Raw genomic sequence first — 25,041 nt, 5'->3', positions numbered from 1 at the left:
GTCGGGAATCAAAACTTTTCCAGATCCTGGTGCCTTGCTTTGATCTCGCGCACGGTTCGTGACGACGAGCGCAGCACGATCGTATGCGTGGTGATGGAATTGCGGCCGAACTTGACGCCGGCCAGCATGTTGCCGTCGGTCACGCCGGTTGCGGCGAACAGCACATCGCCGCGCGCCATGTCTTGTGTGCGATAAACCCGCTTCGGGTCGGAAATGCCCATCTTGGCCGCGCGCTCCACCTTTTGCGGCGTGTCGAGGATCAGCCTTCCCAGAATCTGGCCGCCGGTGCAGCGCAACGCTGCCGCTGCCAGAACGCCCTCCGGCGCGCCGCCGGTGCCGAGATAGATGTCGATGCCGGTTTCATCCGGATCGGTGGTATGGATGACGCCGGCGACGTCACCATCGCCGATCAGCCGGATCGCAGCGCCCGTGGCGCGCACCGCTTCGATCAGCGCGCCATGGCGCGGCCGGTCGAGGATGCAGGCGGTGATCTCCGACACCGCCACGGCCTTGGCCCTGGCCAGGCTCGCGATGTTTTCGGCCGGCGAGGCATCGATGTCGATGACACCGTCCGCATATCCCGGGCCAACGGCGATCTTGTCCATATAGACGTCGGGCGCGAACAGGAGGCTGCCCTTTTCCGCAATGGCAATGACGGCCAGCGCATTGGGCAGGTTCTTGGCGCAGATCGTCGTGCCTTCGAGCGGATCCAGCGCGATATCGACCGCCGGGCCTTTGCCGGAGCCGACCTCTTCGCCGATGTAGAGCATCGGGGCCTCGTCGCGCTCGCCCTCGCCGATCACCACCGTGCCGTTGATGGCGAGACGGTTGAGCTCCTCGCGCATCGCGTCGACTGCGGCCTGGTCGGCGGCCTTTTCGTCGCCGCGTCCGCGCAGCCTGGCCGCCGCAACCGCGGCGCGTTCGGTGACACGCACCAGTTCCATGGTGAGTATCCGGTCAAGGCCGGCGACGATGTTCTGGGCAACGTTCATCGGTGGACAATCCTCGTTGGTGCATTGCCTCCCGCCAGAGGCGCGCTGGTTGTGTCAAAGCTCCATGACAACAGCAAGACCTGAGCGGGTCTTTTTTGAAAACACAACGATATCAATCGATTGAAAGGAAAGCGTAAATCTCTACTCTGCCCGCTCGATGCGAATGACTTGAGGCTTGTCGGTCAGATGGTCGTCCTTAGTTATGCCTTCGACGGCCTTGCGCACCGCAGCTTCTGTCGTCTCGTGGGTGACGAGGATGACCGTCTTCTGCAAAGCGGTATCCGGCCCGGCGGCGTGCTGCACGATCGATTCCAGCGAAATGTCGTTGTCGGCCATGCGCTTGGCGATGGCGGCAAAGACGCCGATGCGGTCATGCACGGTCAGCCGGATGAAATAGCCGCCGGCATGGCTGCGCATCTGCGCCTTCTTGTAAGGTCGCAATTCCTTCGCCGGCAGGCCGAAGACCGGACCGTGCTGGAAACCGGGCCGGCTCTTGGCGATGTCGGCAATGTCGCCGACCACTGCCGATGCGGTGGCATTGCCGCCGGCACCGGGACCGGAGAGCAAAAGCTCGCCAAGGATGTCGGTTTCGATGGCCACCGCATTGGTGACGCCGTGCACCTGCGCGATGACCGAGGCTGTCGGCACCATGGTCGGGTGCACGCGCTGTTCGATACCGCTTTCCGTGCGCTGGGCGACGCCGAGCAGTTTAATCCGGTAGCCGAGATCGCCGGCCGCTCGGATGTCGGCCTGGCTGATGTTGGAAATGCCTTCCATGTAGATGTCGTTGGCGGCAATCCTCGTGCCGAAGGCAAGGCTGGTCAGGATCGACAGCTTGTGCGCGGTGTCGTGGCCCTCGATGTCGAAGGTCGGGTCGGCCTCGGCATAGCCCAGCCGTTGCGCGTCCTTCAGGCAGGCGTCGAACGACAGGCCTTCGGCTTCCATGCGGGTCAGGATATAGTTGCAGGTGCCGTTGAGGATGCCGAAGACACGGGTTACCGAATTGCCGGCCATCGCCTCGCGCATCGTCTTGATGACCGGAATGCCGCCCGCCACCGCCGCCTCGTAATTGAGCAGCACGCCCTTCTTCTCAGCGATCTCGGCCAGCGCCACGCCATGCTTGGCGAGCAGGGCCTTATTGGCGGTGACGACGTGGCGGCCGGCTTCAAGCGCCGCTTTCACGGAAGAGCGCGACGGCCCCTCGTCGCCGCCGATCAGCTCGACGAGGACATCGATGTCGGCGGTCTGCGCCATTCCTACCGGATCGTCGAACCACTTGGCCGCGCCAAGATCGACGCCGCGGTCGCGTTTGCGATCGCGGGCCGAAACGGCTGCCACAACGACCTCGCGGCCGCATTGCCGCGTCAGTTCCGCCGCCTTGTCGCGCAGCACACGCGCCACCGACGCGCCGACGGTGCCGAGACCGGCAATTCCAACACGCAACGCTTCAGCCATGTCCGGCGACGCCCCTCAAGGATTTGGTCGATGTGATATCGGGCAACTCAACGATGCGCGGCGAGCGGCACCACATTGTTGGGCTGCTTGGCGCTGGACGCCAGGAAACGCTTGATGTTGCGCGCCGCCTGCCGGATCCGGTGCTCGTTCTCGACCAGCGCGATGCGCACATGGTCGTCGCCGTGCTCGCCGAAGCCGACGCCCGGCGCCACCGCCACGTCGGCGTGCTCGATCAGAAGCTTGGAGAATTCGAGCGAGCCGAGATGCTTGAACGGCTCCGGTATCGGCGCCCAGGCAAACATCGACGCCGCCGGCGCAGGAACAGTCCAGCCGGCGCGGCTGAAGGCGTCGACCATGACGTCGCGGCGCTTGTGGTAGATATCGCGCACTTCGGCGATGTCGGCGCCGTCGCCGTTGAGCGCGTGCGCGGCCGCCACCTGGATCGGCGTGAAGGCGCCATAGTCGAGGTAGGACTTGACCCTGGTCAGCGCCGAGATCAGCCGCTCGTTGCCCACGGCAAAACCCATGCGCCAGCCCGGCATGGAAAAGGTCTTCGACATCGAGGTGAACTCGACCGCCACGTCGATCGCACCCGGCACCTGCAGCACCGAGGGCGGCGGATTGCCGTCGAAATAGATTTCCGAATAGGCAAGGTCCGACAGGATGATGATGTCGTTCTTCTTGGCGAAGGCCACCACGTCCTTGTAGAAATCGAGCGAGGCGACCTGCGCCGTCGGGTTCGACGGGTAATTGAGGATCAACGCCAGCGGCTTCGGGATCGAATGGCGGATGCCGCGCTCCAGCGCCGGAATGAAGCCATCGTCCGGCTCCACTTGCAACGAGCGGATGACGCCGCCCGACATGATGAAACCGAAAGCGTGGATCGGATAGGTCGGATTAGGGCACAGGATCACGTCGCCGGGCGCGGTGATCGCCTGCGCCATATTGGCAAAACCTTCCTTCGAGCCCAGCGTCGCCACCACTTGCGTGTCCGGGTCGAGTTTCACGCCGAAACGGCGGGCATAGTAACTGGCCTGGGCGCGGCGCAGGCCGGGAATGCCGCGCGACGACGAATAACGATGCGTGCGCGGATCGCGCACGACCTCGCATAATTTGTCGACGATGGCCTTGGGCGTCGGCAGGTCCGGATTGCCCATGCCAAGGTCGATGATGTCGGCGCCGCGCGAGCGGGCACTGGCCTTCAGCCGGTTGACCTGCTCGAAGACATAGGGCGGAAGCCGGCGGACCTTGTGAAATTCTTCCATATCAATTCCAGAGGTGGGTCAATTCCAGAGGTGGTTTTCGGTCGCGCGATATAACCCTATTTGCAGGTAGGGTCGAGGGCGGGATCGCATTTGGCTTCGATCTGCTTCAGTGCATCGGCGCCGTGCTGCTTTGCCAGCGCGTTCAGCGTCGCCGGGTTCGTCACCCTGACAGCGCCGCCTTTCGAGCCTTGGGTCTGCTCGTCGGCCTTCAACTGGGCGAGCTTGGCGTTCTTTTCCGCGTCGGTGAACTGCTCCGCCGCCACCTTCGGCGGAATATTCAGGTTCGGATAGGTGCCGGTATCCTTCGGCCCGTCGGTAGCCGAGACCGGCGTGGCGCCTTCGATGTTGGTGCTCGAACAGCCGGCGATCGCCAGCAAAACGACCGCCGCGCCCATGCGGCAAAAACGACCAGTGCCAGAAAAACCGGTTTCGCCAATATTAATCGTCATATTGTTTCCTTAGGCAGCCGAGGTAGAGCGCATTGGACCCTGTCGGATGTCCCATGATAATATGTCAAGAAAACGCTTCGGGAGGAACCCCGCCAACCATGTCCAAAACACCCGATTCGGGCAAAGCGGAAGATGACCGGCCTTCGACCGTCGAGCAATATCTGGTGAAGGACCCGGAACGCTTCGCCTTGAACATGGCGCGCATGATCGAGCAGGCCGGCAAGGCGGCTTCCGCATGGGCCGAGCCGCGGGAAAAAGGCGAGGTGCGCGACCATGTCGCCGAGCCGTTCGTCGACATGGTGAAAACCTTCTCCAAGCTCAGCGAATACTGGCTTTCCGACCCGCAGCGCGCGCTGGAGGCGCAGACGCGGCTGTTCTCCGGCTATATGACCGTCTGGGCCAACTCCATCCAGCGCATCAGCGCCGGCAGCGAAGATGCCGACGACGCGGTCAAGCCCGAGCGCGGCGACAAGCGTTTCCAGGACCCCGAATGGGGCCGCAACGCTTTCTTCGATTTTCTCAAGCAGGCTTATCTCGTCACCTCGCGCTGGGCGTCCGAGCTGGTCGAGCACGCCGATGGCCTGGACGAGCACACCCGCCACAAGGCCAGCTTCTACGTCAAGCAGGTGGCCAACGCCATCTCGCCGTCGAATTTCATCCTGACCAACCCGGAACTGTTTCGCGAGACCATCGCCTCGAATGGCGAAAACCTGGTGCGCGGCATGAGGATGCTGGCCGAGGACATTGCAGCCGGCAAGGGCGACCTGAAACTGAGGCAGGCCGATTATTCGCCCTTCGAGATCGGCAAGAACCTGGCCACGACACCCGGCAAGGTGGTGGGCCGCAGCGATGTCGCCGAGATCCTGCAATACGATCCGGCGACCGAGACCGTGCTGAAGCGGCCGTTGCTGATCTGCCCGCCATGGATCAACAAATTCTACATTCTCGATCTCAACCCGCAAAAATCCTTCATCCGCTGGGCGGTCGAGCAGGGCCACACCGTTTTCGTCATCTCCTGGATCAATCCGGACGAGCGGCACGGCACCAAGAGCTGGGAGGCCTATATCCGAGAGGGCCTGCAATACGGCCTGGACACGATCGAAAAGGCCACCGGTGAAAAGGACGTCAACGCCGTCGGCTACTGCGTCGGCGGCACGCTTATGGCGGCGGCCCTGGCGCTGATGGCGCAGGAAGGCGACCACCGCATCAAATCGGCCACCTTCTTCACCACCCAGGTCGATTTCACCTATGCCGGCGACCTGAAAGTGTTCGTCGACGAGGAGCAGGTCGCGGCCGTCGAAAAGGCGATGAACGAGAAAGGCTATCTCGACGGCACCAAGATGGCGACCGCCTTCAACATGCTGCGCTCAGGCGACCTGATCTGGCCCTATGTCGTCAACAACTACATGCGCGGCAAGGATCCGCTGCCCTTCGACCTGCTCTACTGGAACGCCGATTCGACCCGCATGGGCGCGGCCAACCATTCCTTCTACCTGCGCAATTGCTATCTCGAGAACAGACTTTCGCAAGGCATGATGGAGCTGGCGGGCCGCGTTGTATCGCTGAAGGACGTCACCATCCCGGTCTACAACCTCGCCTCGAAGGAAGATCACATCGCGCCGGCGCTTTCGGTTTTCCTCGGCTCGAAATATTTCGGCGGAGAGGTCGACTACGTCATGGCCGGCTCCGGCCACATCGCCGGCGTCGTCAATCCGCCGGCGGCGCAGAAGTACCACTACTGGACCGGCGGCAAGCCGGCGGGCGACTTCGACCAGTGGATCGCCAACGCCACCGACCATCCCGGCTCCTGGTGGCCGCACTGGCAACGCTGGATCGAGGCCAGGGACAATACCCGCGTGCCGGCCCGCAAACCCGGCAAGCGCATGAAAACTCTGGGCGATGCGCCAGGCACCTATGTCAAGGTGCGTGTGTAACCTTCTGTAATGTGTGGTGAGTTGACGCGCCGGTAAAAGAGGACGAAATGGTGTCGTCAACCCTTAACTAGCCCCGATTCCTCTCTAGCCGTCGAAATACTCTGGGGCTTGCGGATTTGACACAGGTCTCGTTTCCGTTCGGGGACAAGGAATCATTTCGGCGAGACGTTGCGACGCCGCGCCAATGCCGTACCGGCCGGACATCGAGGGGGAATTTTGTTTTGAAATCAGCAGGATCGCGCCTCGCGAAGGGAGAACGCCGCGCCATTGCCGCCGCGCTTTTCTCCGTGCTCCTGGCGTCCTGCACCTCAGCCGGCGACCCGTCTCTGTCGGTCGGCATGCCGGGGTACAACGCCTCCGCTACGGACATCGGCACCGCCCCCGGCACCCAACAGGTCGCCGCCGATTCGTCGTCGCAGATCACGACTTCACAGATGACGATGACCGCCGAGGGCGATGCAAGCCTTCCCGAGCAGGTCGCTTATGTGCCGATGGCGAAGCCGGGCACCCAGGAGGGCGCCAAGTCCGATGCCGGCTTCCCGGTCACGGCTCCTGCGGGTGCCGAAGCGACTGCGGGCCAGACGCCGCAGCCACAGGAACAGTCCGCGAAGACGGTTGAGCAGGCCGACGCTGCTGCGCAGAAGACACAAACAGCCGATGCCGGCACGAAGTCCAAGGCCGAGGCCTCCGCGCCGGCGGTGAGCAATCCGGTCTATGTGACCGCGGGAGAGCCGCAGCCGCAGGCCTATGCGCCGAAGAAAAAGGGGTTCCTCGCCTCTTTGTTCAGCGCCACGCCCGCCTCGGCGGCCCCGCAGGCCAACAACAGGTCGGGCGAGCAACCGGCGACCGCTCAGCCCAAAACGGAGGCGGCAAAACCGACCATCACTTTGGCCTCGGCCAAATCGGCTGAAAAGCCGGTGCAACTGGCCTCGATCGGCGATACCAGCCATTTCACCGACGACGCGCTGCCCGGCGTGCGCAAGACCGCACTCTTCGAGATCAAGCGCAAATCTGGCCTCGACGACGAGAGCGACGTCGATCTCAACGAGGATGAAGGCGGCGCCTATCAAGTGGCATCCGCTGCCGGCCTTGCCCGGCTGGCGCCCAACGGCCTTTTGAAGCAGACCGAGAATGTCGATGTTGCTTGCCTGAAGCCTTCGCTGGTCCGCGTGCTGAAGACGATCGAGGGTCACTACGGCAAGAAGATGATCGTCACCTCCGGCTACCGCGACCCGGCCCGCAACCGCCGCGCCAACGGCGCCAAGAATTCGCTGCACATGTATTGCGCCGCCGCCGACATCCAGGTTCCAGGCGTCTCGAAAGCGCAACTGGCTAGCTATATCCGCAACATGCCCGGGCGCGGCGGCGTCGGCACCTACTGCCATACCGAATCCGTTCACATCGACGTCGGCCCCGAGCGCGACTGGAACTGGCGCTGCCGCCGCCGGCGGTAAGCTGGTTCTCCCTCCCGTTTGTGTAACATCCGCAGTGTGCCGTCCGAGGACGGCATGGGATGGCGCGTAGAGCCGGCTAAATCGCCGAAAAGGCGTGGTTTTGCGGCCACTGAAAAAAGTTGTCGCAGGCGGCGGCAGACGGGTTGCCGGTTTGGTGCAACGCAACTATAAGCGCTCACATCTGAGCGCGCCCATCGTCTAGCGGTCAGGACACCGCCCTTTCACGGCGGTAACAGGGGTTCGATTCCCCTTGGGCGTACCAGACAAATCAAGCACTTTAAGCCTCTTCGGCCCGATTTCATCGAATATCCACCGAATAAACCCCCGCGAATTTCAGCGAACAGATTCGGCGTGAGCCGGAATCCGCCTTGTTGCTTTCCAAGGGTTCCCTGCCACTATCGGCAGGTCCGCGCGACATGGCCGCGACATGGGAGGGGCACTCGAATGGCCGACTACCGGGAGATTTCGCAGGAGTATGCGAAGAGCGCTATCGGCGCAGCGATGTTGATCAATGCCGGCGCGTCGGTCGCCGTTCTAAGCCAAGTGGCCGAGCTCTATAAGCTTGACCTGCTGAGTTCCGTTGTCTGGTCAGTCATGGCTTGGACCGTCGGCGTGGTCCTGGCAGCCCTCGCCTGGCCGACCGCCTTTCTGTCTTCGAGATTTGTGGACAAAAGCGAGAGAGACCAAGGCATGGAGCGAGCTTACCTAGAGGTATCAAATCGGTGGATGGCCGTTGGCCTAATCTTGGTCTTTGCCTCTATTCTTTGCTTCGCACGAGGTGCGGCCTACATGGTGGCCCAATCTTCGTTTATATCGGAACATCCGCCGATTCCGGCCGCCTCGCCGTGAAAAAAGCCCGCGACCGTGAGGAAGCGCAAGCGCGCCGATGACAACCCGACCCGCCAACAGAAGATGGCCACAGGATATCGGTTTTTTCTTTTCGATAGCCTGCTTTTCGGCCGGCGTGGTGTGTACCTTTGTCCTCCGGAATCATGACGAGCCTTCTGACTCAAGCGTGGTTTGCACGATATTCCTGCTCATCATGGTGTTTTTTACCCGCTACGGTCGGGCCAAATTCGAGGACCATTTCAGGGGTTTCAAAGAGGCCGGCTGGACGGAGGAGATGATCATCCAGGTTGGGCGCGCTCAAGCAGCGATCGCTGGAATTGTTTCACTGGTCTGCTTGATGACCATAGTCAAAAATTACCTCGTTCAGTAAGGCTTCTTCGGCCCGGCCTCTCGGAACTCGAATGCTGCTGGACCCATGGCAATGGGTTTTCCGTAGAGATTGGAAAGAATTTCCTGCCTGGCACATATTTGAAAAGCCCGCCACCTGAGGCAGCGGGCATTCCGATCAGACTTCGCGGAATAATGGTGGACCTGAGACGTTGTCGATAGAGAACACCCTACCAAAGGAGGTTATCGATATGCGCCTTTTCGTCCTGTTTTCGGTATTACTTTTGACTGCCTGCATGACAGCACCACGCGGCGCGGCTCCACCCGCACCGCCAACCGCGTCTACATCGAGCGGGAGCAATAGTGGCAATGCCGGCGGTACTGGCGGTGGCGGCTACTAAAGACGCGAGCGACACTCAGTTTTGGAAATCGCAGAGAACGTTAATCGCGACGAACTGACCGCCCCAGCAAAAAAAGCCCGCCACCACCGGAGGCAGCGGGCTGTGGCCCTCATTTGAGCGTGATTAGATCCAGCGGTCCCGGCGCTGGCCGCCAGCCACAAGAACAAGGCCCAACAGCAAGCCTACAGCCGCGCCCAGCATGAAGGCTGACGATACCGTGCCAGGATTTTCTTGAACGACACCGGAAGCAGTAGACGCCCTATTGCGAAGTGCTTGCGTTGTCCGAGACACGCTATCGGCCGCGCCCTCATACCAACCAGTGGCTTCCTCGACCACCTCTTCAGCGCGCTCCGCGAGCGTCCGATTGATCTTGTTGATCTCGCGCTTCAGCTGCGCAACTTGCTTCTCCAAGGCTTCCTGAGCTTCGCGCTGCGTCTCCGTCGGTGTTGCGGCTTCGTTTGGGTCGTCGGCCATTGTGATCTCCCCTTTTGGTGGGGCTCAACGGACGCCGCGGCGTAAGGTTCCTCATCGAAAAAAACCCGCCACCGTGAGGCAGCGGGCTAAATCTTCTGCAAATTTGCGATAGATCAAATTATCTGGGGATCGTCCCATGTCGCATACCGCGGATGGCGCCGCGGTTCACCGAACACACGGCCAAGGATGCGGAAGCAGGATTTATCTCTGTTCATCATTCTGTATGAAGTCGCCATCCCGCCTATAAGCAACTTCTCGTCCTCGCTCCCTTCGGTCGCAAAACGCCCGCCGCAATCCCGGCCGGCGTTGGGGGGTATACCATCTCATTGCATGAGGATTGCCGCCCGCCCACATCGCGACGACAATGCAGCCGAGAAAGCGAAACAGACGGCAGCGCGTAGGTCTTCCGCGATCACGGAAGTTACATGAGTCGCCAAGGTCGGTACTTTCCAACGGCGGACCCCAATCCGCCCGGCCGGCGCCCTACAGGCAATCTACCCCAACGCCCCCCACAGTGGCGCCGGCCACTTTCAGCCCCCTCGTTCGAAAGTTGGCTTCCAATCGCGATTGCGCGCCCGCTGCTGGCCTTCGTAATCAGGAATGCATGTGAAGAACACCTGCCGGCGGTCACGGCCGGCAGCCTTGCAATTTGACCAGACAAAGAGCCCGGCTAGGTCGTCATGCATCGAGCCCTGGTCACGGCCGAGCCTGTCAATCAGCGCCTGGATGTCGAAGCGCTATGATTAGCTCTCACTAATATGCTATACGCAAAATGGTGAGGGGCTAGTTCCATGAGACAGCTAGGACACATTGCATTGGCGTGGCTTGTATTGCCCGGCGATGCAGATGCCCATGATTGGTATACGGGCAAGACTGATCCCGTTCTTTACTATGACTGCTGCGGAAACAAGGATTGCCACCCGATCGATTCCAACGACGTCAGGATGACTAAAGACGGCTATTTCGTCAGGCTGCCGCGCCCCGCTTACTTGAATGAAACCCAGGAAGCGGAGTTGTTTATCCCCAGAGAGCGTGTCCAGACCTCGCCTGATGATCGATACCATATATGCGAACGACTAATGACGTTCTATCGAACGATCATTCCCCGTTTGGAGTTCGAGGCCTATCGCAGATTCAGATGGACGTGCTTCTTCGCACCCCGAGGGACAAGTTCAATCCCGCCGGATGAGATCTACTCCCGGCTTTTGGATTTCAAACTTACCCACGACCCATATTAGAGATGGCTTGAATTTTGTGCTAAGCAGGATCATGAATTCCGGCATTTGTCATCGTCCCAGAAATCCTGCAGCGAAGCGTGCCTTAGGTCTTCCTCGCCGCGCAAGTGCTTCACCCGGGCTTTGATCCCCGGCTTAACCCACTGTGTTGACGGCCGCTTTGGCATATCTTTGGGCGGTGGCCCGGCATGTTCCTGGACGCGCTGCCACAGCCGCTCCCGCATCTCGCGATTGACGCTGACAGAGGCGCTGCCGACATATTTCCGGGTGCCTGGCTCGGCCATCAGGGCGAATGCCGGCTTTCCAGCCTCACGCTCGACGCCGAGCAGCTCGAATTCCCCGACGGTGTAGCATTTTGTCATCAGCCAGTTGGTCGAAGGGCCGCTGCGATACTTGCTGTCTCGACGCTTGGACACCATTCCCTCAAGGCCGGCCTGGTCGATCAGGCGATAGATCGCATTGGCGTCGCCCGGAAGCGCCTGGCTGAACTGGATGTGGATGTTTGGCGGGATGATGCCGGCAAGGATGTCGCGGCGCTCCTGCAGCGCCATGTCGCGCAGGTCGTGCCCGTTGAGGTGCAGCAGATCAAAGGCAACAAAATAAAGATCGTGCTGGCGCCGCGTGATGGCCTTGCGCAAAGCTGCGAAATCCGACAGGCCGGCATCATTGAGCCCGATGATCTCACCGTCGATGATGGCGCTGTCCGCATCGAGCGACTTCGATGCGGCGGCCAGGTCGCGGTATTTCGCCGTCCAGTCCAAGCCACGGCGGGTGAAAATGCGCGTTCCGCTTTCGTCAACGATCATTTGCGACCGGTAGCCGTCGAACTTGAGCTCATGTAGCCACACGCCGCTTTCGGGAGGCTTCTCCACCAAAGTCGGCATTAGTGGCGGCACAAACATCAAACGCATGCATTGACTCGCAAAACTGCGATTCAATTAGCATGCGCTTAATTAGTTCCCATTTTAACGAATCGTTGACCGCGCTGTCCCAGAATAGGACGGCGCGGTCAAACCCAACCGGATTGCGCAGGCGGCTCCGGCAATTCAGCACCCCGCCTCACTGTCGGAGCCGCTTCCACACTCCTCTAAATACCAGCAACGGTTGAATCAACTGTTACCGCACGTGCTTTCCAATGCGCTTTCCCAGTCGTTAGACTTTGATGGAACAGGGCCTCGCCTTCACGGTTGACGCTGAGACAGTCCATCTCTGCGAGGAAGCAGAACGGCCAAGATAACATCTGCAATGCCCGGGCCGCCCTCAAACTGGTCCGTATGGCGATCGAACAGACCTGCCCCGCTGGCGTGTTACCTAGCGAGGAGGCTGTCCTGCTGTTCTATCATCCCGAGCCGATCCACGAGGGCGAAGCGCTTGCCAAAGCCGTCATTGAGACGGGTCGAGAGACTAACCCGATGAATGCGCACATGATCGAGAAGACACCATGACTCATGAGTTGCAGAGAACTTGCCCGCGACGCCAGCATAACCTGTATTTCGCCGCAGGGTGTCCGGGAGTTGCTCGATGGCCGGCACGAGAGCGGCCCGGCCAATGTTCTTCGAGGTGAACAAAGGCCGGGCCTGATCTAGTTTCCTGTGCGTAGCTCCGTCAGGTCACAGCGAATGATGCTGCCATGGGAAATGGCTGGCGAGCTGCGTTTGAGCTGCGTCTCCCGTCCCGTCGCTGTCCAAAGAGAGCGACCCGGTTGAACTGTCGTAGCTGACATGGTCGGAACGATCATGCGCAGCCGTACCGGCAGACAGAGCGTCGGAAAGCCCTCCCGACTTGAGCCCGTCGAAGAAGGCCTGGTCGAAGTGAGGCTTGTCCTGCAGCTTGTCCTGGAGCTTTTCCTGAAGCCAGCTGAAGTCGAAGGCGTCGTGGCCACCGCGGCCGGACATGATCTCGGCGGCGCCGCTCTTGCTGGCGTTGGCGCCGACATTTTCATCGCCCTGGACGGTGTGGGCGAACCCGTTGCCGGCCGTTTTATCGTGTGGACCGGCGAGAGACTCCGAGCCGCTAGAAAGGGCGGCCAACACCCGGTCGACACTGCTGCCTGCCTTGTCGCCGGCGACATGGGAGGTGTCGCTGCCGTCATCGCCGGTGGTGACGTCCGAAGGGACAGCCGCAGTGGAGCTGCTGTCGCTCGTGGTGGTGTCGGAAGCGGCGGTCACAGTAGAGCTGTCGTCGCTGATGGTGGCGTCGGAAGCGGCGGCCGCAGTGGAGCTGTCGTCGCTGATGGTGGCGTCGGAAGTAGAGCTGCTGTCGCTGGTGTGGGAGTCAGAAGGGACAGCCGCAGTGGAGCTGCCGTCGCTCGTGGGGATGTCGGAAGCGGCGGCCACAGTAGAGCTGTCGTCGCTCGTGGTGGCGTCGGAAGCCGCGGCCGCAGTAGAGCTGTCGTCGCTGATGGTGGCGTCGGCAGGGGCAATCACGGTAGAGCTGTCGTCGGTCGTGGTGACGTCGGAAGCGGCGGTCCCAGCGGTGCTGAGATTGTGTTCCCGGAAAACGGCTTGCAGTTCCGGGGAGCTCTCAAGTGCGACGTCGCCTTCCTGCGAACCCCAGGCATAGGCAAAGTCGAATTCGGGCGACGGAACCAGTTCGTCCCAGTGGTCCATCATCGTCTGCAGCTGATCCGCCGTCGGCATGACGTATTTGCCGCCCGTGTTGGTCGTCCAATTGCCGCCGCCAAAGGTCTGATGGATCGGAACGATCTGGCTGGTCGGGATGCCCGACTCCACCGCTGCAGCCACGGTTCTGTCGATCATGTCGTAGTCGACCGTGTCTGTGCCCGTGCGCACCGGATAAGCGCTTATTCCAAACAGATCGATATGCGTGTTGTCATAGTTGTAGGTGTTGGAAAAATCCGGGTTTTCGGCAGACCCCATGTCCATCGCGGTGATGAAGGTCTTGGCTTCTGGCATACGAGAGTGGATCCAGTCGGATTCGGCTTTCAAGTCCTCAGCGTCTACCTGTGTGTGGTATTGGCCGGTGGGATCCGGCTCGTCGACGAGAAAAAACCCAAATACCTTCGGATTGCCAAGGAAGGGGGTGACTTTGTCGATAAAGGACTGGGTTACGCCCTCGCCCTCGTTGAGCCAGACCATAGCCTTCGTGCCATCCGGCAGCTCGTTGACCTGGTCAATGTATTGAACGTCAACCAGATTGAAACCGGCGCTTGCGACTTCTGTGGCGGACCCACCTGCTGCGAAATGAAGTGCCATTTATATTCCTTTTTTTCTTAGCGCCCCGCGGTGCCTGCCTACTAGACGGCGTATATTAGCGCCAAATCAAATACCCGCACCCCTCTGATAGAATTTTTGAGATTTTTGGTATTGCATCGAGTGTCGCAGCCCGGATTTCACCGCACAAAGTGCGCGCTCCTGCCAATGTCGATTTCGTGGAAACAATCCGTAGACAGTCTTGATAAACTATCAAAATATTCCTTTTTTGTTCCTAGGCGTACCGATCCGTTCGACGCGCTTGGTAACGCAAATATCAACATTTGTTGTTTCTGACTGCTGCAATCACTGTCTCCTGCTGACGCATCTGCTCGATTTTTGCGCTCTGGCGGGCAGTCACAACGAGGCGACGCTGGCCGCCTCATAGCCAGTTTGGACTATTTGTTTGAACAATCTTGCCCCGGGCGATCGCAGTTTGCGATGTCACGCTGGCGACGGTGCCCATTGCCGCGTTTGAGTTCGGGATAGGTTCGTTGTCTCCCCTGCCGCGGCAAGCCGCTCAAACGACTCGGCGCCGCCTCGTCACGGTGCCGGTTGGGGCCAGCGCTGTAACGCAGCACGGCCAACGTCCGTAAGCGCATACACCCCGCGCTCGGCCCTGGCGAACCAGCCATAGACATTGTGAAGCAGGATATTGGCGGCGCGCGGCGAAATGGTTTTCAGGTCGCGCGGGCGCTTCGGGCCGTCCACCATGGCAGCGGCGCAGGCCAGCGCATCCTGCCGGTAAGCGGTCATTATCGGCGTTCGCGAGCCGCCGCCGACGACAGGGTCGCCGCGCCGGCGCTGATGCTCGTCCACCAGGCGCGATCTTCGCCTCGGATCTCGCCGGGGCGGCAAGGCTGCCGGGCTGAGCAGCAATTCAACGTTGCCGGCGGAACCAACCCCCAGAAGGCCGAAACCGAGCCGCCGGCAGAGTGCGCGGAACCGGCGATCGTGCTCCCGGCCTTTGCCGCGGGCCGACATCCTCGCCGCGAGCCAGACCTCGTCGCACGACGCAGCACGATCGACACCTTGAAGTACGAGTTCGAGGTTGAATTGCAGTTTCAATTCACAGATGACGACCACGGGCGGTTCGCCGTCGCGCAGTCCCACGACATCGCAGCCGCCAACTTCGCCTTTGACGGTGAATTCCAGGCTCTCAAGAAACCGCTTCACCGGCATGTAAAGAGACGTTTCCTGCATGCCGGAGCCATAGCCGATTCGTGAGCGGGTGGCACAGAGCAACTTAGTCATACCAATAACGCACCCAACGGTCTTTGTAGAAACCATTCCAAAAATTGACATCGATACCAGAATTTGTAATTTCTCTATCATCGGCTGAACACGGGAAAGGGAGAGGTCCGGTGTCGATCCGCGAAGAGTTGGCGCATACCACCCTGGTCCTCACATCCGCCGAAGCCAAGATCGTGCAGGTCCTCCTTGCCGACTATCCGATGTCCGGCCTCGGGACTGCCTCGCGCCTGGCAAAGGCAGCGGGCGTCAGCGATCCGACGGTCATGCGCCTCATGGTCAAGCTTGGCTATGGCGGCTTTGCCGCCTTCCAGGCCAAGCTTCTGGCGGAAATCGAATCCCGCCTGCACTCTCCTTTGCTGATGATGGAGGCGAAGCGGCCTGCCAATTCGAGCGAAGGCACGGTCAACGACTACTTCCATTCGGTTTCCGACAGCCTGGAGCGAACGCGCACGGCGGTTCCTTCGCAGAGCTACGGCCGCGCCGCCAGGATGCTGCTCGACTGCAAGGGCCAGGTCGTGCTGCTCGGCGGACGCTTCAGCCGCCACATCGCCTCGATGCTCGCGGGCTATCTCGTGCAGTTCCGTCCCGGCGTGCACGATATCGGCGCACTGGCGCCGACGGATTTCGATCTGCTGATCGATCTCGGCAAGCGCGACCTGCTCGTCGTTTTCGACTATCGCCGCTACCAGTCCGACGTGGTGAGCTTCGCCCGTCAGGCGCGCGAGCGGGGCATGGGCATTCTGCTCTTCACCGATCCTTGGCTCTCGCCGATCTCCGAACACGCCCATCTGACGCTGATCGCGGCAATTGAGGCCAACTCGCCGTTCGACACGCTGGCGACGGCCGTCGTCCAGATGGAGACCGTGTTTGCCCATGCGCTGGAGAGCGAAGGCCAGACGGTGCGCAAGCGCATCGAGGACATCGAAGGGATCCGCCGCGCCAATGGCGTAACGCTCGACGCCTCGGATTTCACCGGGCCGGGTGACCGCAGGACAGTCGCCGGGGACCCGGCCAAATGGGCAGCGCCGTTCGTCAGGGGCAAACCCAAATCGACATAGCCCGCGGCCGATATGATCGGCGCAGCATGAGCGGCTGAGCCACCCTGCACACCAAGAGACAATCGCGAACGCCGCAAAGGCACGAAAGGACATCGACATGCTGGACAGGGATGCGGCCGTCGCCGCCGCGCAAGCCGAGATCGACAAGGATCGCGACTGGGTGATCGGCCTCACCAGCGATATGGTCAAAATCCCCTCGGTGAATCCCAAGTTCGAAACCCGGCAAGGACTGAACCGCGAGGCCGACGTGCAGGCGCTGCTGGAGCCGATCCTCAAGGCGGACGGCTTTTCGACCGAACAATGGGACGCGCTGCCGGGGCGCCCCAATCTGGTCGGCGAATGGGCCGGCGATGAGGAGCGCAGCCTGATCCTGTGCGGCCATATCGATGTCGTGCCGGTCGGCGAAATGAAGAACTGGTCGGTCGATCCGTTTGGCGGCGATATCACGAACGGGCGCCTCTATGGCCGCGGCGCGGTCGACATGAAGGGCGGTGTCGCGGCTTGCATCGCGGCGGCGCACGCCATCCGCAAGGCCGACATCAAGCTCCAGGGCCGGCTGGCGATCCACACGGTGGTCGACGAGGAAGCCGGCGGCTTCGGCGCCATGGATGCGGTCGCCAGGGGCAAGCTCGCCAAGGCGGTGCTGGTCGCCGAGCCGACCTGGGGCGACGTGCTGCCGGTCGAGGGCGGGCTCGAATGGGCGCGGGTGACGATCCGCGGCCGCAACGCGCATTCGGCGCTGCGCTACAATGAGATCTATCCGCAGCGCCACGACAAGGACCGGCTGGAACCCGGCGTCAACGCAATCGAGATCGCCGCGCGCTTCATCGCCGCCGTGCGCCAATACGAGCTCGACCGCACGCGGGCCAGATCGCATCCGCTGCTGCCGCTCGGCATGAACACGATCAACATCGGGGTGATGCAGGGCGGCACCGGACTAGGCGAGAACGGCCTGCCGACGGTGATGACCAACCCGGCGATCATTCCGGACGTCGCGGTTCTCGATCTCGATATGAAATTCCTGCCTGATGAGAATTCAGCCGATTATCGCCGCGATTTCGAGACTTTCGTGCATCATTTCGCTGCCACCGACGCCTGGCTGCGTGAAAACCCGCCGACCATCCAGTGGGAGCTGGGCGGCCTGTACTTCCCGCCGATGAACACCTCGCCGGATCATCCGCTGGTCCGGTCGCTCGTCGCCAACAAGGCGCGCATCGGCAAGAAGCCTGAGGTGAAGGGCTTCGTCGCCGTATGCGACGCCGCGCACTATGCCGGCGCCGGCGTCGACGGTGTCATCTTCGGTCCGTCCGGCGACGGTTTCCATGGCGCCGACGAATATGTCGAGATCGACTCGGTGGTGGAGACCGCCAAGGTCATCGCCGCCTCCGTCATCGACTGGTGCGGCGTCCGCTAAACTCGAGCTGGTTAAGGTGTGTTGAGATTCAGGTCAGGCCGAGTCGAAAATGGTGGGTTCCGAGAACCGGAGCGCAGCGTACTTTTGGGTACGTGAGCACCGGAAGCGCAGGAAGCCGCCATTTGCAGGCCGGCCTCACCTGAATATCAGCGCACCTTGATGCGCTCGGCCACCATCGTCCAGGCAGCGCGGATCATGCCGACCAGGCCGCTCGGGTAGACCAGCATGATGACGATGATGAGCAGCGCCGAGATCATCAGCCGCCATGCGCCGAAATCGGCCATCGCCTCGGAAAAGACGGTGAGCACGAAGGACGCGATGATCGCGCCATAGATCGTGCTCGTTCCGCCGAGCAGCACCATCGACAGGATGATGGTCGCCAGGCTCATGCCGAACACGTCGATCGAGGCGTTACGCTGGTAGGCGGCGTAGAAGGCCCCGGCAATCCCGGTGAAGAAGGCGCTTGCCGCCAGTGTCACCATGCGCTGCCGGACCAGCGAGACGCCGCGGCTGATGGCGTATTCCTCATTGTCGCGCAGCGCCACGATGCTGGCGCCGGCTCGAGAGCGCACGAACAGCCGCAAAAACAGCGTGCTGAGCACCAGAAGTGTCAGTGCGATGTAGAAATAGCCGATCTTGCCGTCGCGGATCATGTTGTGGTCGAAAAGATAGAGGCCGGGCACCCGCACCAGACCTTGCGTGCCACCCGTCAGGTCCGACTGGCTGATGATGACCTGCATGACGAGCTGTGCGAAACCGAAAGTGACCAGGATGATATAGATGCCCTTGAGCCGCAGGATCGGAATGGTCACCAGCACGGCCGCCACGGTGGCGATCACGCCGCTCGCCACAAGCGCGATCCACGGATCGATGCCGGCCTGCTTGGCGAGCAGGCTGTAGGCATAGACGCCGATGCCAAACAATGCCAGGTGGCCGAAATTGAAGACGCCGCCATAGCCGAGGCTGAGGTCCCAGTTCGAGGCGACGATGGCGTAGATGAAGATCATGATCAGCACATGCCGGCTGTAGCTGTCGCCGAAGACGAGCGGCAACAGGGCAAGCAGCAGGAACCCCGCCACGAAGCCGATCGCCTCGCGGTTCCAGGTCACACGGCCGGGAGCAGACGGGATGGCGATGTCGAGGAGCGTCATGCGAGCCCCCTGGAACGGCTGGCGAAAATACCCTCCGGGCGCACCATGAGCGTCGCGATGAGCACGAGGAAAAGCAGTGCCGGCGTCCAGTAGAGGCCGAAATAGTAGTTGCTCGCCGCCTCGAAGAATCCGATCAGGTAGGCAGCGAAGATCGGTCCTGAAATGCTTGAAATACCGCCGAAAACCACCACGATCAGTGCCTTGAGCAGCGGGTCGGCACCCATCGACGGGTTCATGAAGCGGTAGCCGCCCATGAAGATCCCGGCCAGCCCGGCCAGCGAAGCGGCGATGGCGAAGGCAAGGCCGTAAAGCGCCGTGACGTTGAGGCCGACGAGCTGGCTCGCATCCTCGTTCTGCGCGACCGCCCTGAGCGCTAGGCCGAGCCGGGTGCGGTTGAGGAACGACCACAGCGCCGCAAGGATCAGCGGCGTGATGACAATGATCGCGATCTGGTGCAGCGACACACCGACACCGGCGATGGTGGTGTTGCCCTCGATCAGGCTCGGAAGCTGCTTGGAGCGCGGACCCCAGACCGTCAGTGCCCCGTTCTCCATCAGCGAGCCGGCGGCCAGTGTGGTGATGACGACGACCAGCACGATGTTGGGACGGCCGATCAGCGGCCGCACCACCGAGGCCTGCAGGATCCAGCCGGCGCCAGCCATGACGATGACGGCGAGCGGGAAGGCGATCACCACCGGCAGGCCGAAGGCGACGAGCTGCCAGGCAAAATAGGCGCCCAGCATCATGAACACGCCATGGCTGAAGTTGAACACACCGATCGTCGTCCAGACGAGGGCCAGCCCGACCGCCATCATCGCGTAGAGCGAGCCCTGGAACAGGCCGCCAAAGAAGATATCCGAAAACATGCTCATGCCCGAACCCTGTCCGATCCTGCCTTCAATGCCCGAAATACATCGCCATGATTTCGCTGTGCTCGATGCTCTCGCCCGGCCGGATCTCGGTCTTGACCGCTCCGTGATCGACGAGGAAGAGCTGCCGGCTGAGTTCGAGCAGGAACTCGATGTCCTGCTCCACGACGACGAGCGGCACGCCGCCCTTCGAGATATCCATGACGGCGGTGCAGAGCTCGTCCTTGATCTTCGGCGCCAGTCCAAGCGTCGGCTCGTCGAGGATCAGCAGACGCGGATGGCTCATCAGCGCCGTGCCGATCGACACCATCTGGCGCTCGCCGCCGGAAAGCGTGCGCACCCTTTGCCGCCACCGTTCGGCGAGCTTCGGGAACAGCTTCACCACCTTTTCGCGGTTCTCGGCCTCGTGCGGCCGTGCGCGCGGCGAATAGGCGCCAAGCGCCATGCAGTCGCCGATCGTCAGATCCGGGAACAGCTTGTTGCCCTGCGGCACGTGGATGAGACCGGTGGCGACGATGGCGCGCGCGCTCAAGCCAGTGATGTCCTTGCCGTCGAAGACGACGCGGCCGCGTTTCGGCGCGACCAAGCCGGAAATGGTCCTGAGCAGCGTCGTCTTGCCGTGACCGTTCGGCCCGAACAGACCGACATTGCCGAACCGGCCAGCCTCGAGCGTGATCTCATGCAGAACGGTCACACGGCCATAGCCGGCGGTCACCGCCTCGACACTCAGGATCGGGCTCTCGCTCACGCCGCCGATCTCCTTGTCCCGAGATAGGCCTCTACCACGCGATGGTCGGCGATCACGCTCTTGGGGTCGCCCGCGGCAAGCACACGGCCCTGGTTCAGCACGAGCAGATGTTGCGACAGGCTCATCAGGAAGGTCAGCACATGCTCGATCAGCACCACGGTGATGCCGCGCGCGGCGGTGCGCCTGATCAAACCGATCGACGTCTCGATCTCCGGCTTGGTCAGGCTCGATGCCGGCTCGTCGAGCAAAAGCATGCGCGGCTCCGTGGCGATTGCCGTTGCGAGCATCAGGCACTTGCGGTCGAACACCGACAATTCGCCGGCGAGCCGTCCGAACGTGGCCGACGAAAGGCCGACGAACTCCAGGGCCTCGGCGGCGCGGGTCCGCGCCTCGGCCGCCCCTCGCCCGGGCTTGCCATAGCTTGCGCCGATCAGCGCGTTCTCGAACACGGTCAGCCCGTCGAAGCTGGTCTCGCGCTGGAAGGTCCTGAGAAGGCCGAGCTGTGCAATGGCATTGCCTGTCTTGCCCTGGATCTCCATGCCGTCGAACCGTATCCGGCCCTTGTCGGGACCGAACGGTATGCCGGTGATGACGTTGAACAGCGTGCTCTTGCCACTGCCGTTCGGCCCGGCGACGCCGAAGATTTCTCCGGCCTCGACTGCGAATGAAACATCATCGACCGCCTTGAGCGAGCCGAACGCCTTCGATACGCCTTCGATTTCAAGCAGCGGCATGCCGCTATTTCATCCAGGGCTGCGGCTGGAACTCGCCGGTCGCGTATTTGGCGGGCGAGATCAAGGCGCGCTTGCCGTCCCAGATCTGGAAGAAGGTGATCGGGATGTAGTCGTCGCCCTGCATGGCAAGATGCGTCGCCGGATCGAATTTCAGGCGCCCCTCGGCGACCTGCTTGTCGGTCTCGGACAGCGCCTTCATGATTGCGGCATGGTCGCTCGGGTCGCCGGCCTTTTTCAGCGCGTCGAAATAGACATTGACCATCTCGTAGAGACCGACGCCGTATGTGCCGCTCTCGACGCCGTATTTGGCCTTGAACTTGCCGGCCACTTCGTCGGCACGCGGGTTCTTCGGCGTGGTCAGCGCGCCACCAAGAAGGTTATAGATCACGCCGTTCGACTTTTCCTTGGTCAGCTCGACGAATTCCGGAACGCTCGGCGCATATTGCAGGAACACCAGACTCTTGGTCGGCTGCTCCAGGAACTGGTTGAGGAACGAGGCCGAATTGCCGGGCAGATAGTCGGTGTTGATGACCACGTCCGGCACGTCCTCGCGCACCTTGGCCAGGATCGAACGCCAATCGGTCACCTCGCCGAAGGGCACGAGCTCATCGACGGTGATGGTCCAGCCCTTCTCCTTGAAGGTCTTCTTCATGCCTTCGGAGATGGTCTTCGAATAGGCGTTGTCGGACGAGATGATGGCGACCTTCTTGGTCGGCAGCGTGATCTTGCCTTCGGCTGCCAGCTTCTCGACAAAAACCGTGACGTCGGTGTTGTAGGCGTCGAAGGACGGGGTCAGCGACCAGCAGCAGGCATATTTTTCCGGATCGGGCGCGATGATGTCCTTGGTCTGCTGCGATGTGGCCGCAAGCATGTAAGGCATCTCCGCCTCGGCCATGTTGTCGATCTCGAAATTGGTCAGGCTGGCATAGCCGGTCAGCATGAAATGCACATCCTGGTCGCCGAGCAGGCGCTCGACCGCGCTGGTGACGTTCGCCGCCGACTGGTCCTTCACATCACCCACGACCAGTTCGAACGTATGGCCGCCGACGCCGCCGGCGCTGTTTGCCTCGTCGATCGCCATCTGCGCGCCACGCTGGAATTCCTGGCCGTCGGCCGCCGCCGGGCCGGTCAGCGGCGCCAGCAGGCCGATCTTGACGACATCGGCGAATGCCGGCGCAGTGGCCAGCATCACGCCGAGCGACGTTCCGAGCAGCATATGCCTGAAATGGCGTTTCATCGACTTGGTCATCATTGATCCTGTTCCCCTGTTATTATCGTGACGATGGTTGGATGATTGACAAATTATGCACAGGCGGGTCAATTTGAAAAGATATTTTCATGCGTAGGCGGACAAATTTGCCTGCTAAGCAGTTCGCGGAACTGCAGCGGCCAAGCGAATCGAGACAGATGGAGACAGGGATGGCGACCACGATAAAGACGATCGAAACCAGTCACGGCACGCTCGCCGTGCGCGAAAGCGCCGGCACCGGCATGCCGGTGCTGATGATCCACGGCAATTCGTCGTCGGGCGCCGTCTTCCGCAATCAGTTCGACGGCAGGATCGGCGCAACCTACCATCTGATCGCGGTCGATCTTCCCGGTCATGGCGAGTCCTGCGACGCGGTCGATCCGGATCGCAGCTACTCGATGCCGGGTTACGCCGACGCCATGACCGAGGTGATGAACGGGCTTGGCGTCGAAAAAGCAGCGGTCTTCGGCTGGTCGCTGGGCGGTCATATCGGGTTGGAGATGATCGACCGCTATCCCGGCATGCTCGGTCTGATGATCACCGGCACGCCGCCGGTCGCCGGCGCCGATCTCGACAATGGCTTCAAGCCCAGCCCGCATATGGGCCTGGCCGGCAAGGAGACCCTCACCGAAGAAGATATCGACGCTTATGCGCATTCAACCTGCGGCGAGCCCTATGACCAGCTGCTCCGCAATGCCGTCGCGCGCACCGATGGCCGCGCGCGCAGACTGATGCTCGGCAAATTCGCGGCTGGCGAAGGCAAGGACCAGAGCGCGATCGTCGCCGGCAAGACACCGCCGATCGCGGTGCTCAACGGCGCCGACGAGCCGTTCGTCAACACCGACTTCGTCGACACGATTGCCTTCTCCAACCTCTGGGAAGGCAAGAAACACCTGATCAGCAATTCCGGCCACGCGCCGTTCTGGGATTCGCCGGACCGGTTCGACCCGATCTTCGAACGGTTCCTCAAGAACCTGGAGCCCAGCTGGCGCTAATGGATGTCGCGCAAAAATGCGCAGCGGTTTTGCGATAACGACATGCATAAGAACAAGAGCTCAAGCGCGTCGCATGAGCCCGTTCGAACGCGACGCGCTTTAAGCCCTCAGCCCCCTCGCCTCGCCAGAACGCTTGCCTGGAACCATCATATCCCTGGCCAGGAGGCGGCTCACCCGGCAGAACGCCATGAACGCCCGGCAAGCCTCCTCGGTGTCGACCAGGTCGACCGTGGCGCCGAAACAGGCATTGAACGCAGCCTGATAGACCGGGCCCTGCCGGCGAACCGGCCAGCCTTGCAGGAAATCCAGCGCCTGTTCGACGCTGTATATTTCCTCGACCGGCAGGCCAGGCGCCGTCGTGATGCGCACCGGCACCTCGAATTGCAATCTGTCCATTCGTGTCTCTCCCGAGCAGCGTTCCCGCAGCAACGCCGCTCGTTGCAAAAAGGTTGCCTTGACCGGCTTCTTGCTCGGGCCACGCTTCTTGCTCAGAAATATGTCGTCAGTGCGGACGAACACCCTGGACAGGCACAAGGTGAAGCCGCAACGCATGAATTTCGCCGGCTTGTGCCCGTCGTCGGCAGTTCGTCCTTGAACCTGGCGCCGTCCGGTGCCAAATCTGAGAGACTTTTCTCACAGGCTCATTAGAAGCCCTTTCTTCCGGCAAGACGGACACAATGGTCACCTATCTCGACGCCGCCACGGCACCGCTCAGAAACACCGGCCAGATCCGCCTCTATGGCGAAGAAGGCTTTGCCGGCATGCGCAAGGCCTGCGACCTCACCGCGCGCTGCCTCGACGAGCTGGTGTCGATCGTCGCGCCGGGCGTCACCACCGAAACCATCGACCGCTTCGTCTTCGAGTTCGGCATGGATCACGGCGCATTGCCGGCGACGCTCAACTATCGCGGCTACACGAAGTCGTCCTGCACCTCGATCAACCACGTCGTCTGCCATGGCATTCCCGACAACAAGCCGTTGAAGGACGGCGACATCGTCAACATCGATGTCACCTACATCCTCGACGGCTGGCATGGCGATTCCTCGCGCATGTATCCGGTGGGCACGATCAAGCGCGCCGCCGAGCGCCTGCTCGAGGTCACGCATGAATGCCTGATGCGCGGCATCACCGCGATCAAGCCCGGCGCCCGCACCGGCGCCATCGGCGCCGCCATCCAGACCTATGCCGAAGGCGAGCGCTGCTCGGTGGTGCGCGATTTCTGCGGCCACGGCGTCGGCCAGCTCTTTCACGATGCCCCGAACATCCTGCACTATGGCAACGCCAGCGAGGGCGTCGAGATGCGGCCGGGCATGATCTTCACCGTCGAACCAATGATCAATCTCGGCCGGCCGCACGTAAAAGTGCTGTCGGACGGCTGGACGGCGGTGACGCGCGACCGCTCGCTGTCGGCGCAGTACGAGCACACGATCGGCGTCACCGAGACCGGATGCGAGATCTTCACGCTGTCGCCAAAAAACCTCGACCGCCCGGGCCTGCCAGCATAGTGTCAAGTCGGGCGGGC

The 25,041-nt window shown here is 61.8% G+C and carries 23 protein-coding genes and 1 tRNA gene; 10 read left to right on the top strand and 14 right to left on the bottom strand.

Annotated elements, in window-relative coordinates:
• Positions 1-8 precede the first annotated feature (8 nt).
• The 4 genes from glpX to EJ075_RS26440 form a co-directional block, all read right to left on the bottom strand.
• Positions 9-992 (bottom strand): class II fructose-bisphosphatase, encoded by a 984-nt coding sequence (gene glpX, locus EJ075_RS26455; protein WP_126106357.1) that lies wholly within the window; start codon positions 990-992, stop codon positions 9-11.
• Between the two features lie 141 nt (positions 993-1,133).
• The gene (locus tag EJ075_RS26450; protein WP_126106356.1) at positions 1,134-2,447 is read right to left on the bottom strand and encodes a homoserine dehydrogenase; all 1,314 of its coding nucleotides are present in this window, start codon (positions 2,445-2,447) and stop codon (positions 1,134-1,136) included.
• A gap of 47 nt (positions 2,448-2,494) precedes the next feature.
• Positions 2,495-3,712: an LL-diaminopimelate aminotransferase gene (locus EJ075_RS26445; RefSeq protein ID WP_095485414.1), complete on the bottom strand. Its 1,218-nt coding sequence runs from the start codon at positions 3,710-3,712 to the stop codon at positions 2,495-2,497.
• Positions 3,713-3,768: 56 nt separating this feature from the next.
• Positions 3,769-4,161, bottom strand: a complete 393-nt coding sequence (locus EJ075_RS26440) for a hypothetical protein (protein ID WP_126106355.1) — start codon at positions 4,159-4,161, stop codon at positions 3,769-3,771.
• Positions 4,162-4,259: 98 nt separating this feature from the next.
• Here EJ075_RS26440 and phaC point away from each other — a divergent pair, with 98 nt between their 5' ends.
• The 5 genes from phaC to EJ075_RS33280 all read left to right on the top strand — a co-directional run bounded on the left by phaC (position 4,260) and on the right by EJ075_RS33280 (position 8,768).
• Positions 4,260-6,095: a class I poly(R)-hydroxyalkanoic acid synthase gene (gene phaC / locus EJ075_RS26435; RefSeq protein WP_126106354.1), complete on the top strand. Its 1,836-nt coding sequence runs from the start codon at positions 4,260-4,262 to the stop codon at positions 6,093-6,095.
• A 338-nt stretch (positions 6,096-6,433) separates the two neighbouring features.
• Positions 6,434-7,549 (top strand): D-Ala-D-Ala carboxypeptidase family metallohydrolase, encoded by a 1,116-nt coding sequence (locus EJ075_RS26430; RefSeq protein WP_245329872.1) that lies wholly within the window; start codon positions 6,434-6,436, stop codon positions 7,547-7,549.
• Between the two features lie 187 nt (positions 7,550-7,736).
• Positions 7,737-7,811, top strand: a tRNA-Glu gene (locus tag EJ075_RS26425).
• 182 nt (positions 7,812-7,993) lie between these two features.
• Positions 7,994-8,398, top strand: coding sequence for a hypothetical protein (locus EJ075_RS26420; RefSeq protein ID WP_095485418.1), 405 nt, complete (start codon positions 7,994-7,996; stop codon positions 8,396-8,398).
• A 37-nt stretch (positions 8,399-8,435) separates the two neighbouring features.
• Positions 8,436-8,768, top strand: coding sequence for a hypothetical protein (locus EJ075_RS33280; protein ID WP_158302557.1), 333 nt, complete (start codon positions 8,436-8,438; stop codon positions 8,766-8,768).
• A 481-nt stretch (positions 8,769-9,249) separates the two neighbouring features.
• Here EJ075_RS33280 and EJ075_RS26415 read toward each other — a convergent pair whose 3' ends face one another.
• Together EJ075_RS26415 and EJ075_RS26410 are read right to left on the bottom strand one after the other, a co-directional pair.
• The gene (locus tag EJ075_RS26415) at positions 9,250-9,600 is read right to left on the bottom strand and encodes a hypothetical protein (protein ID WP_095485420.1); all 351 of its coding nucleotides are present in this window, start codon (positions 9,598-9,600) and stop codon (positions 9,250-9,252) included.
• Positions 9,601-10,867: 1,267 nt separating this feature from the next.
• Positions 10,868-11,746 carry an ATP-dependent DNA ligase gene (locus EJ075_RS26410; RefSeq protein WP_095485422.1) on the bottom strand — a complete coding sequence of 293 codons (879 nt, stop codon included), beginning with the start codon at positions 11,744-11,746 and terminating at the stop codon, positions 10,868-10,870.
• Between the two features lie 363 nt (positions 11,747-12,109).
• Here EJ075_RS26410 and EJ075_RS26405 point away from each other — a divergent pair, with 363 nt between their 5' ends.
• A complete protein-coding gene (locus EJ075_RS26405; RefSeq protein ID WP_245329858.1) occupies positions 12,110-12,280 on the top strand; it encodes a hypothetical protein in 171 nt (56 codons plus the stop codon).
• A 165-nt stretch (positions 12,281-12,445) separates the two neighbouring features.
• Here the strand turns inward: EJ075_RS26405 and EJ075_RS26400 are convergent, their stop codons facing one another.
• Positions 12,446-14,050, bottom strand: coding sequence for a calcium-binding protein (locus tag EJ075_RS26400; RefSeq protein ID WP_126106353.1), 1,605 nt, complete (start codon positions 14,048-14,050; stop codon positions 12,446-12,448).
• A 540-nt stretch (positions 14,051-14,590) separates the two neighbouring features.
• The gene (locus EJ075_RS26395; RefSeq protein WP_095485424.1) at positions 14,591-15,250 is read right to left on the bottom strand and encodes a DUF2161 family putative PD-(D/E)XK-type phosphodiesterase; all 660 of its coding nucleotides are present in this window, start codon (positions 15,248-15,250) and stop codon (positions 14,591-14,593) included.
• 161 nt (positions 15,251-15,411) lie between these two features.
• Between EJ075_RS26395 and EJ075_RS26390 the strand changes: the two genes are divergently transcribed.
• Together EJ075_RS26390 and EJ075_RS26385 are read left to right on the top strand one after the other, a co-directional pair.
• Entirely contained in the window at positions 15,412-16,359 is a 948-nt protein-coding gene (locus EJ075_RS26390) for a MurR/RpiR family transcriptional regulator (protein ID WP_126106352.1), read from the top strand.
• A gap of 97 nt (positions 16,360-16,456) precedes the next feature.
• Positions 16,457-17,773: an ArgE/DapE family deacylase gene (locus tag EJ075_RS26385; RefSeq protein ID WP_126106351.1), complete on the top strand. Its 1,317-nt coding sequence runs from the start codon at positions 16,457-16,459 to the stop codon at positions 17,771-17,773.
• Between the two features lie 146 nt (positions 17,774-17,919).
• Here the strand turns inward: EJ075_RS26385 and EJ075_RS26380 are convergent, their stop codons facing one another.
• Genes EJ075_RS26380 through EJ075_RS26360 form a run of 5 tightly spaced genes read right to left on the bottom strand, consistent with a single transcriptional unit; the run spans position 17,920 to position 22,527 of the window.
• Positions 17,920-18,924: a branched-chain amino acid ABC transporter permease gene (locus EJ075_RS26380; protein WP_126106350.1), complete on the bottom strand. Its 1,005-nt coding sequence runs from the start codon at positions 18,922-18,924 to the stop codon at positions 17,920-17,922.
• A complete protein-coding gene (locus tag EJ075_RS26375; RefSeq protein WP_095485428.1) occupies positions 18,921-19,796 on the bottom strand; it encodes a branched-chain amino acid ABC transporter permease in 876 nt (291 codons plus the stop codon). The genes EJ075_RS26380 and EJ075_RS26375 overlap by 4 nt, the downstream gene beginning before the upstream one ends.
• A gap of 25 nt (positions 19,797-19,821) precedes the next feature.
• On the bottom strand, positions 19,822-20,541 hold the full coding sequence (locus EJ075_RS26370; RefSeq protein ID WP_126106349.1) for an ABC transporter ATP-binding protein: 720 nt from the start codon (positions 20,539-20,541) through the stop codon (positions 19,822-19,824).
• Positions 20,538-21,275: an ATP-binding cassette domain-containing protein gene (locus EJ075_RS26365; protein ID WP_095485430.1), complete on the bottom strand. Its 738-nt coding sequence runs from the start codon at positions 21,273-21,275 to the stop codon at positions 20,538-20,540. Before EJ075_RS26365 ends, EJ075_RS26370 begins: the two co-directional genes overlap by 4 nt.
• Positions 21,276-21,279: 4 nt before the next feature.
• Positions 21,280-22,527: an ABC transporter substrate-binding protein gene (locus tag EJ075_RS26360; RefSeq protein WP_095485431.1), complete on the bottom strand. Its 1,248-nt coding sequence runs from the start codon at positions 22,525-22,527 to the stop codon at positions 21,280-21,282.
• Positions 22,528-22,694: 167 nt separating this feature from the next.
• Between EJ075_RS26360 and EJ075_RS26355 the strand changes: the two genes are divergently transcribed.
• On the top strand, positions 22,695-23,519 hold the full coding sequence (locus EJ075_RS26355) for an alpha/beta hydrolase (protein ID WP_095485432.1): 825 nt from the start codon (positions 22,695-22,697) through the stop codon (positions 23,517-23,519).
• A 99-nt stretch (positions 23,520-23,618) separates the two neighbouring features.
• Here EJ075_RS26355 and EJ075_RS26350 read toward each other — a convergent pair whose 3' ends face one another.
• Positions 23,619-23,915, bottom strand: a complete 297-nt coding sequence (locus EJ075_RS26350; RefSeq protein WP_126106348.1) for a DUF982 domain-containing protein — start codon at positions 23,913-23,915, stop codon at positions 23,619-23,621.
• A gap of 281 nt (positions 23,916-24,196) precedes the next feature.
• On the opposite strand from EJ075_RS26350, the gene map reads away from it, so the two are divergent.
• Positions 24,197-25,024 carry a type I methionyl aminopeptidase gene (map, locus tag EJ075_RS26345; RefSeq protein ID WP_095485434.1) on the top strand — a complete coding sequence of 276 codons (828 nt, stop codon included), beginning with the start codon at positions 24,197-24,199 and terminating at the stop codon, positions 25,022-25,024.
• The last annotated feature ends 17 nt before the right edge of the window (positions 25,025-25,041 follow it).

This window comes from Mesorhizobium sp. M6A.T.Cr.TU.016.01.1.1 (assembly GCF_003952585.1).
Taxonomy (GTDB): Bacteria; Pseudomonadota; Alphaproteobacteria; order Rhizobiales; family Rhizobiaceae; genus Mesorhizobium; species Mesorhizobium mediterraneum.
Note: the sequence above shows the minus strand (reverse complement) of the source record. Positions and strands in the feature narration are given on the sequence as shown.

Excerpts from the sequence above, each read along its gene's own strand:
- glpX (WP_126106357.1), bottom strand. The coding sequence starts at position 992 with ATGAACGTTGCCCAGAACATCGTCGCCGGCCTTGACCGGATACTCACC.
- EJ075_RS26450 (WP_126106356.1), bottom strand. The coding sequence starts at position 2,447 with ATGGCTGAAGCGTTGCGTGTTGGAATTGCCGGTCTCGGCACCGTCGGC.
- EJ075_RS26445 (WP_095485414.1), bottom strand. The coding sequence starts at position 3,712 with ATGGAAGAATTTCACAAGGTCCGCCGGCTTCCGCCCTATGTCTTCGAG.
- EJ075_RS26440 (WP_126106355.1), bottom strand. The coding sequence starts at position 4,161 with ATGACGATTAATATTGGCGAAACCGGTTTTTCTGGCACTGGTCGTTTT.
- phaC (WP_126106354.1), top strand. The coding sequence starts at position 4,260 with ATGTCCAAAACACCCGATTCGGGCAAAGCGGAAGATGACCGGCCTTCG.
- EJ075_RS26430 (WP_245329872.1), top strand. The coding sequence starts at position 6,434 with ATGCCGGGGTACAACGCCTCCGCTACGGACATCGGCACCGCCCCCGGC.
- EJ075_RS26420 (WP_095485418.1), top strand. The coding sequence starts at position 7,994 with ATGGCCGACTACCGGGAGATTTCGCAGGAGTATGCGAAGAGCGCTATC.
- EJ075_RS33280 (WP_158302557.1), top strand. The coding sequence starts at position 8,436 with ATGACAACCCGACCCGCCAACAGAAGATGGCCACAGGATATCGGTTTT.
- EJ075_RS26415 (WP_095485420.1), bottom strand. The coding sequence starts at position 9,600 with ATGGCCGACGACCCAAACGAAGCCGCAACACCGACGGAGACGCAGCGC.
- EJ075_RS26410 (WP_095485422.1), bottom strand. The coding sequence starts at position 11,746 with ATGCGTTTGATGTTTGTGCCGCCACTAATGCCGACTTTGGTGGAGAAG.
- EJ075_RS26405 (WP_245329858.1), top strand. The coding sequence starts at position 12,110 with ATGGCGATCGAACAGACCTGCCCCGCTGGCGTGTTACCTAGCGAGGAG.
- EJ075_RS26400 (WP_126106353.1), bottom strand. The coding sequence starts at position 14,050 with ATGGCACTTCATTTCGCAGCAGGTGGGTCCGCCACAGAAGTCGCAAGC.
- EJ075_RS26395 (WP_095485424.1), bottom strand. The coding sequence starts at position 15,250 with ATGCAGGAAACGTCTCTTTACATGCCGGTGAAGCGGTTTCTTGAGAGC.
- EJ075_RS26385 (WP_126106351.1), top strand. The coding sequence starts at position 16,457 with ATGCTGGACAGGGATGCGGCCGTCGCCGCCGCGCAAGCCGAGATCGAC.
- EJ075_RS26380 (WP_126106350.1), bottom strand. The coding sequence starts at position 18,924 with ATGACGCTCCTCGACATCGCCATCCCGTCTGCTCCCGGCCGTGTGACC.
- EJ075_RS26375 (WP_095485428.1), bottom strand. The coding sequence starts at position 19,796 with ATGAGCATGTTTTCGGATATCTTCTTTGGCGGCCTGTTCCAGGGCTCG.
- EJ075_RS26365 (WP_095485430.1), bottom strand. The coding sequence starts at position 21,275 with ATGCCGCTGCTTGAAATCGAAGGCGTATCGAAGGCGTTCGGCTCGCTC.
- EJ075_RS26360 (WP_095485431.1), bottom strand. The coding sequence starts at position 22,527 with ATGATGACCAAGTCGATGAAACGCCATTTCAGGCATATGCTGCTCGGA.
- EJ075_RS26355 (WP_095485432.1), top strand. The coding sequence starts at position 22,695 with ATGGCGACCACGATAAAGACGATCGAAACCAGTCACGGCACGCTCGCC.
- EJ075_RS26350 (WP_126106348.1), bottom strand. The coding sequence starts at position 23,915 with ATGGACAGATTGCAATTCGAGGTGCCGGTGCGCATCACGACGGCGCCT.
- map (WP_095485434.1), top strand. The coding sequence starts at position 24,197 with ATGGTCACCTATCTCGACGCCGCCACGGCACCGCTCAGAAACACCGGC.